The organism is Rhizobium halophilum (assembly GCF_021648825.1).
GTDB lineage: Bacteria > Pseudomonadota > Alphaproteobacteria > Rhizobiales > Rhizobiaceae > Neorhizobium > Neorhizobium halophilum.
In genome coordinates, this window is the sequence record NZ_JAKJHS010000033.1 from 1 (window position 1) to 7,172 (window position 7,172).

The 7,172-nt window shown below is 57.1% G+C and carries 6 protein-coding genes and 1 pseudogene; 5 read left to right on the forward strand and 2 right to left on the reverse strand.

Annotated features, from left to right (window positions below; genetic code table 11):
* Nucleotides 1–318 precede the first annotated feature (318 nt).
* Nucleotides 319–999 (reverse strand): substrate binding domain-containing protein, encoded by a 681-nt coding sequence (locus tag LXM96_RS21390; protein WP_240000584.1) that lies wholly within the window; start codon nucleotides 997–999, stop codon nucleotides 319–321.
* 18 nt (nucleotides 1,000–1,017) lie between these two features.
* Nucleotides 1,018–1,191 (reverse strand): annotated as a pseudogene (locus tag LXM96_RS21395) (LysR family transcriptional regulator); the annotation flags it as partial.
* A 197-nt stretch (nucleotides 1,192–1,388) separates the two neighbouring features.
* On the opposite strand from LXM96_RS21395, the gene LXM96_RS21400 reads away from it, so the two are divergent.
* The 5 genes from LXM96_RS21400 to LXM96_RS21420 all read left to right on the forward strand — a co-directional run bounded on the left by LXM96_RS21400 (nucleotide 1,389) and on the right by LXM96_RS21420 (nucleotide 6,694).
* Entirely contained in the window at nucleotides 1,389–1,958 is a 570-nt protein-coding gene (locus tag LXM96_RS21400) for an OsmC family protein (protein WP_240000579.1), read from the forward strand.
* Between the two features lie 276 nt (nucleotides 1,959–2,234).
* Nucleotides 2,235–2,693 (forward strand): (2Fe-2S)-binding protein, encoded by a 459-nt coding sequence (locus tag LXM96_RS21405; RefSeq protein ID WP_240000580.1) that lies wholly within the window; start codon nucleotides 2,235–2,237, stop codon nucleotides 2,691–2,693.
* A 3-nt stretch (nucleotides 2,694–2,696) separates the two neighbouring features.
* A complete protein-coding gene (locus tag LXM96_RS21410) occupies nucleotides 2,697–4,850 on the forward strand; it encodes a xanthine dehydrogenase family protein molybdopterin-binding subunit (protein ID WP_240000581.1) in 2,154 nt (717 codons plus the stop codon).
* A 10-nt stretch (nucleotides 4,851–4,860) separates the two neighbouring features.
* On the forward strand, nucleotides 4,861–5,496 hold the full coding sequence (locus tag LXM96_RS21415; RefSeq protein ID WP_240000582.1) for an Isoquinoline 1-oxidoreductase subunit: 636 nt from the start codon (nucleotides 4,861–4,863) through the stop codon (nucleotides 5,494–5,496).
* A gap of 1,012 nt (nucleotides 5,497–6,508) precedes the next feature.
* A complete protein-coding gene (locus tag LXM96_RS21420) occupies nucleotides 6,509–6,694 on the forward strand; it encodes a hypothetical protein (RefSeq protein ID WP_240000583.1) in 186 nt (61 codons plus the stop codon).
* Nucleotides 6,695–7,172 lie beyond the last annotated feature (478 nt).

Here is a 7,172-nt window from a genome sequence, read left to right on the forward strand (position 1 = left end):
ACTCTCCTTCTCCCATTGAGGGATCATAGTTGGAAAATTCCAGCCATAAACGGTCCGATTCAAAGGGGGCACGTCACCCGCAGCATGGAGTGGGAAGAATGAGGCGTTTGGTATTTAAGTTCACTTCTGAGGTTATTTGTTTCTACGTTGAACAGTAGCAGTGTGTTGCGGGGCCATCCGGTTGCGCAGCACCGCTTCACCGATCCGCGTGGCGGAAGTCATTTCACACCAGGACCAGATAGGGGTCGAGGCACGGCGGACCCACCCAAGCCTTCAACAATCAGGTTGAGCAACAGCGGTCCTTCTCAAGACCGTCACTCACCCGAAGCTCTTCTGGAGCCTGTCGAGGAACACCCGCAGCTTGGGAAGAACTTGCCGCCGGGACGGGAATACGGCCCAGATCGCTAGGTCACGTGGCGATGCACCTTCAATTGGCACAGGCACAAGGCGGCCATCCGCCACCTCGTCCTTGACATCCCACGCGGAGAGCTGGGCCAAGCCAAGACCTGAGACGCAGGCTGCGAGGTACCCATCGACACTGCTTGATGAGAAGCGGCCGCCCACTCGGACGGATTGCTCTTTGCCCTCAACCAAAAATTGCCAGTGTGTGAATCTGGAGAATGTCAGGCATTCATGGTGAGCGAGATCTTCGATGGTCCTTGGCGTTCCATTTCGTTCTAGGTAGGCTGGTGCGGCATAAATGTCTTTCGGGTTCGGCACGAGCCGACGTGCGATGAGACTAGAATCCTTCAGCGGCGCGATCCTGATTGCGAGATCCACCCCAGAGGCGACCATATCGACTATGGCATCATTCAGGTCGAGCTCGATCGAAAGCCCCGGGTTCTCTTTGAGCAGTTCGGGAACGATTGGCATGATTCTCTTACGGCCGAGCGTGACCGGTGCGGTAACCCGAAGCAACCCAGTCGCACCGCCTGTGGTGGGGTTAAGCGTTGCCAGCGCGGCCTCTTGCGTATCGAGGATTGCGGTGGCGAAGGGCAAGAATGCCTCGCCCTCCGGCGTAAGCGCTAAGGATCGGGACGTACGATGGAGCAAGCGAACCCCCAGTTCCTCCTCCAAAACCGCTAACCGTCGTGAAGTCGACATTGGTGTCAACTTGAGGTGTTGTGCGGCAGCGGCAAGACTACCTGTTCGCACCGCGGTCAAGAAAACCTGAAGCTTTTCGGAATCCATTCATCAACTCACAAAAGTCGTTACCTTGCATATCGTTCCCCGGATATGGGAACGGATACCGTGACCGTCTATGGTGTGTAGACCCGAATTTTAGGTGAGGTCGATGACCTGCATACGCTCCGCCCAAGCGAAGCGGTCCTCTGATCACCGAAATGGACGGCATTAATCTCCAGTCGATTTGAGTAGGAACGACGATAATGAGCAAAAGCGACCCCAAACCAGACGCACAGTGCAACGGGATTGACGTGGCGGCCCTTCGCGATGTGGCTGCAGTCATCGCATCCGATCCCGCGAAAGGTGCAGCGCGATTCAATGTCCGCACCCTGTGGGAGGGAGCAACTCGCAGTCGATCAACCGTCAACGGGTATGAATTAGGCGGCCAGCTCATCGAGAGGCGGTTTGAGATCGAAACGGATGAGCCGCTGGAACTGCTTGGTGGAAACTCGGCTCCTAATCCACAAGAGCTTTTGATGGCTGCGGTGAACGCCTGCATGACCGTAGGCTATGTTGCGAACGCGGCAATGATGGGTGTAACACTTTCGCATCTTGAGATTGAGCTAGAAGGAATGCTTGATTTGCGCGGATTCCTCGGGCTCAGCGACGATATCCCCGCAGGATACCGCAGCCTTGAATACACGGTGCGTATATCTGGTGATGGCACGCCTGAGCAATTTACCTCTATTCACGAGGCGGTGATGCGGACGTCGCCCAACTACTTCAACATGGTGCAGCCGATTTCCATGAACGGTCGACTCGACATTCGTTAGTGGATTGACGCGGCAGGGCTGTGTAGCTGAACGATTCCGATCAAGCATTGGCAAAATTGGATCGAGGCTTTTAGGGAACGCAGCCTCTGCCGCTCCCACTCAGTTCCGTCAGCATTCGGTTATTCGGCATGTCGCACGTATGTCTGAGTAATACCAAGGGATGGGTCATCAAGCCCAACGTTCAATGGCCTGTTGAAGCTGCTTTTGCCAAAGTGCTTATGCTGATCGAGGTACCGGTGAACTCCGCCCGACCTTCTGTGGATAAGGAGCATGAATATGGTGACTTTCGTTCTCAACGGGCAGGAACGCACATTTGACGGAGATCCTGACACGCCGCTGCTATGGGTAATCCGGGATTTTGAGAAGCTGACAGGCACCAAGTACGGCTGCGGCATCGCGCAGTGTGGAGCCTGCACCGTTCATCTCGACGGCATACCGCACCGATCCTGCGTGACTCCGGTTTCGATGATCGACGGTTCAGACGTGGTAACGATCGAGGGAGTGACGGGCCTGGAGGCGGAGGCGATAAAAGCTGCATGGGCGGCCATCGACGTTCCTCAGTGCGGCTATTGCCAATCGGGCCAGATCATGTCCGCGGTAGCCTTGCTGCAGATGGTTTCCAAGCCAACCGATGACGACATTGACAGCGCGATGACAGGCAACATCTGTCGGTGCGCCACCTATCATCGTATTCGTGCGGCCATTCATGCGGCCGCTAATTCGATAGGGGGTTGAGGCATGGCTAACCAGGACTTCGGTATTACACGCCGCAGCTTTATCGCCGGATCAGGACTGCTTATTGCCATTGCTTTGGCACCAAGAGCGCTCAAGGCTGCCCAGACGGGCGTGCCGGCTGGCGGTGGCCAGGAGCTCGTGCCCATCAACACCTTCGTAAAGATTGGAGCTGACGATACCGTCACCATCTTATCAAAGCATCTTGAGATGGGACAAGGTCCGTTCACCGGGCTGGCGACGCTAGTGGCGGAAGAAATGGATGCCGACTGGAGCCAGATGCGGGCGGTGCACGCCCCCGCCGACAACGACCTCTATGCAAATCTGGCGTACGGTATTCAAGGTACCGGCGGGTCGACCTCGATTGCCAATTCCTATGACCAGATCCGATCGGCGGGCGCTACCGCGCGCGCGATGCTGATTGCGGCGGCGGCCGAGGAGTGGCAGGTGCCGGCCTCCGAGATCACCATTGAAAAGGGCCGCATCAGGCATTCCGCAACGGGTAGGGAGAGTGGATTTGGCGCCTTCGCCGACAAGGCAGCCCGACAAACTCCGCCGGCCGAGCCAAGGCTTAAGCGCCCGGAGGAGTTCGTCCTGATCGGGACTGATCTGCCGAAGCTAGATACACGGAGCAAGATCGACGGTACGGCGGTCTTCACGATTGATGTAATGCCGGACAAAACCCTTGTTGCAGTCGTTGCTCATCCCGATCACTTCGGAGCGACCGTCAAGAGCTTCGACGACGGCGAAGCCCGAAAGGTGCAAGGCGTCGTCGATGTCAGACAAGTCCCCTCCGGCGTCGCCGTCTATGCCGACGATACTTTCGCAGCTATCAAGGGTCGCGATTTGCTGCACGTTGAATGGGACCTTTCCAAGGCCGAAACGCGATCGTCGGAGGAGATCGCTGCTGATTATGTGAGACGTTTCAGCGAAGCAGGCATCGTTGCGACCGACGAGGGCAATGTCGATGAAGCCTTCGATATGGCCGGCGTGCAAACGGTTGAGGCGGAGATCATCTTTCCTTTCCTCGCACATGCGCCGATGGAGCCGCTGGATGCGGTGTTCGTAAAGGCGTCAGACGGTTCGTTGGACATCTATACGGGCGCACAGTTCCCGGCCATGGATCGCGAGGTCGCGGCAGAAGTGCTGGGAATGCAACAATCGCAGGTACGCCTCAACACCCAGCTGACGGGTGGCGCTTTCGGCCGCAAGGCGCAGTTCGGCTCTCCATATATGCAGGAAGCCGCCTCCGTTTATGCGGCAATTGGAAGCCAGCGTCCGCTCAAGCACATGTGGACGCGGGAGGACGATATCCGCGGTGGATACTATCGGCCAATGTATGCCCACAAGATGCGCGGGGCGATTAATCGGAACGGAGAGATCACCGGCTGGGATCAGGTCATCGTTGGACAATCAATCATGGGTAAGGTCGATTTGGACGATACCTCTGTAGAGGGCGCGTCAAACTTGCCGTATGCCATTCCTAACATCAAGGTGACGTCGCACAACGTCGAGCTCGCCGTCCCGCCACTCTGGTGGCGATCAGTCGGTCATACGCACACGGGCTTTGCCGTAGAGACCTTTGTCGACGAGCTGCTGAGCAAAGTCGGTCGCGATCCCGTGGAAGGCCGGCTCGCGCTTCTTGCGGGAAAACCGAGGCACACCGGCGTTTTAAGAAGAGCCGCTGAGATGGCGGACTGGGGTGCAACCGTACCTGAGGGAAGAGCGCGTGGGATCGCGGTGGTGGAAAGCTTTCACACCTTTGTCGCGCAGGTGGTCGAAGTTTCAGTCGATCCGGAGGGGATACCGCGTGTTCATAAGGTCTGGTGCGCCGTTGACTGCGGCCTGGCGATCAATCCGAATGTCATTAAGGCTCAGATGGAGGGCGGCATCGGCTACGGCCTCGGAGCCGTCCTCTTCGACGCGGTTACCCTCGGCACGGGTGGTAAGGTCGTGCAGTCTAACTTTCACGACTACCGGTCGATCCGCATCAATGAGATGCCGGAGGTGGTTGTAGAGATCATCAAATCTTCCCAGCGCCCGACGGGTGTCGGCGAGCCGGGTCTCCCGCCCATCGGGCCAGCAGTGGCCAATGCTTGGAGAAGCTTGACTGGAACACCGGTTCGACAGCTTCCAATTGTAAACATTGTTGCAACCTGAGGGCGGGCAGATGAACATAAAAGTCTGGTTACTCGGCATCGCGGGCTGTTTTTTTGTGGCAGCTGGCATCTACCTGACGCCTTGGTCCCATGCACAGGAAAAGCAATCGCTGCGACCTGCCGCCTCATTTCAATCGGTCAAGGATGAAGAGGAACGTTCGCTTGCGCTCTTTAGAGAAGCTGGCAAGGTTATCCAGCATCCCCGTTGCGTGAATTGTCATCCTGCGACCGAACGCCCACTGCAGGGTAACGAGATGCGTCCCCATGAGCCGCCTGTCGTTCGCGGTGATGGGGGTATGGGATTGCCCGGCATGCAATGCACCACCTGCCACGGCGCTGAGAACATCGCTATCATCGGTCAGGCCGAAACCATCAGGAGTATCCCAGGCCACCCTGCTTGGCATCTGGCGCCGATCGAAATGGCTTGGGAAGGCAAGAGCCTTGGGCAGATCTGTCAGCAGATCAAAGACCCGGCCCGCAACGGCAATAAGTCGATGGAGGAACTCGTTGAGCACATGACGCATGACGAGCTTGTGGGCTGGGGCTGGAACCCGGGTGCCGGACGCGAGCCCGCTCCGGGCACACAAGAGGAATTTGGCAAAATTATTCAGGCATGGATAGACACGGGAGCAGTATGCCCACCCTGACGAAGTTAGGGCCCCCTGTCGTCGTCGATAAGGGAAGATTTCAGAGCCGGCCGCGGTGGCGGACAGCGTCTCCAGAAGGTCCAAGTGAGAATCGAAATGCGTTTTTACCGCAGAGACAGCTGCTCTAAGATAGGAGCGGCATGAGCTGTACAAGCCTTTCTGGGACCGGATCTTCCAAAGGCGCAATTTTCCAATGATCTCAAGAGCGGCGTATCCCATTGAGCTCTCCTCGCGGTCCGTTTGCTGTTGACCCGACAGCGACAAAGGTGCCGCGAGGTCCTGAGCCTAAGCATCTGCATGGGCGGGGGTTTCATCTCGGCTGGCCACCTCCACTGGCAGGCTGTCGAAGGAGCCCATCGTCCTAGAGACAATAGCGGGGGTGGTGACTTGGCCGGGCGAGCTGTTCAGCTATATCGTTCTTAAGGATCGGGTACGGCAGGATCATCCGGGGCGAGCGTTCCGGCTGATCGGCACGAGGCATTTTCGCTGGAAGAGGAATTGTCGGCGCATTCGCTCCCAGCCCATTGCAGGGCATCTTCCCGTCTTACAATCGAGCCGCACTTCCAGGAACAAAGAACTCTTCCATTCTCGACGGGGAACTGCTGCCAAGCCTCATGTAGTCGTTCTTGTTCGGCGCTCATACTTTTGTATGGGGCCTCTAGATCGTAGAGGTGAGCGGACTGAACGCTGGTTCAGTATGATTTTGGCGGCTTTCTTGTAGATTCACATCATCACCGGTGCTTGATGCACCGGCGATAGCAGGAGGTCCCGCTTCGCCGATTGGGCGATCTCGATCGCAAGCTCAAGAAGGTCTTTCTGGTGATCTGGTGAAGGATGCGACCCGCCGTCGCCATTCTCACCAAATCAAAACCGACACGATGACGAAACAGGTTGACATCAGCACGAGCTGCACCTGTTTGGTATATCGTGATAAATATCACCGCGGTATATAAAGAGCCGCTTCCATTAACCAGCGCTAGATGCGCGTCGCACAAAAACGACGACTATGACAATGAAGTACAGTTCTTCCATCGCCGCCTTGGCCATCATTGCAATGGCCTCCTCTGGACAGACCCTTGCCCGCGAAGGCGAGTACTATGAAGGCGCATCCGAGCGGCCGACCGTAGTCGATCGGATCGATCGTAACTACACCGGCTCGATTTCTGCCGCCCCAGCCAACAGTCACGCGCCAAGGTAAACGGTCAACTCCGGGGACTACTATGAGAGCATTCAGCGCCCCAACTAACCGCTGTTCATTCAAGCCATCGGAGCTCCGCGAGCAGGGCCGCAAATCACAGTCTGCGGAGCCACAGCAAAGACACGCTAATGAAAAAGGGAGCCATGGGCGTCACCTCGAACCTGCTATCGGCGGCGACCTTCGCCTCCATCGGTATCCAGCGAACGGGCTCGCCCGCGTCGCGGGCGGGGCGAGTTCGGGATGCCGATGCAGCTCCCCACGGTCAGGCTGTTTGCTGCGCCTTCAAGAGCCATAGAACATCGAGAATGCATGGAAACATAACATATATCGTTACATAGCATCTTTGATGGCGCCGATGGTAACTTTCTCACAGATGTTTCAAGATCTTCCCACACCCCAACCGAACGAGGTTCACATGGCACAGGACAATTTCTTCACTCCGCTTCAGCTGGGCGCAGTTGCCCTAAAGCACCGCGTC

Bases quoted from the DNA above. Each gene is read 5' to 3' on its own strand.
- LXM96_RS21400 (WP_240000579.1), top strand. From the start codon at position 1,389: ATGAGCAAAAGCGACCCCAAACCAGACGCACAGTGCAACGGGATTGAC.
- LXM96_RS21405 (WP_240000580.1), top strand. From the start codon at position 2,235: ATGGTGACTTTCGTTCTCAACGGGCAGGAACGCACATTTGACGGAGAT.
- LXM96_RS21410 (WP_240000581.1), top strand. From the start codon at position 2,697: ATGGCTAACCAGGACTTCGGTATTACACGCCGCAGCTTTATCGCCGGA.
- LXM96_RS21415 (WP_240000582.1), top strand. From the start codon at position 4,861: ATGAACATAAAAGTCTGGTTACTCGGCATCGCGGGCTGTTTTTTTGTG.
- LXM96_RS21420 (WP_240000583.1), top strand. From the start codon at position 6,509: ATGAAGTACAGTTCTTCCATCGCCGCCTTGGCCATCATTGCAATGGCC.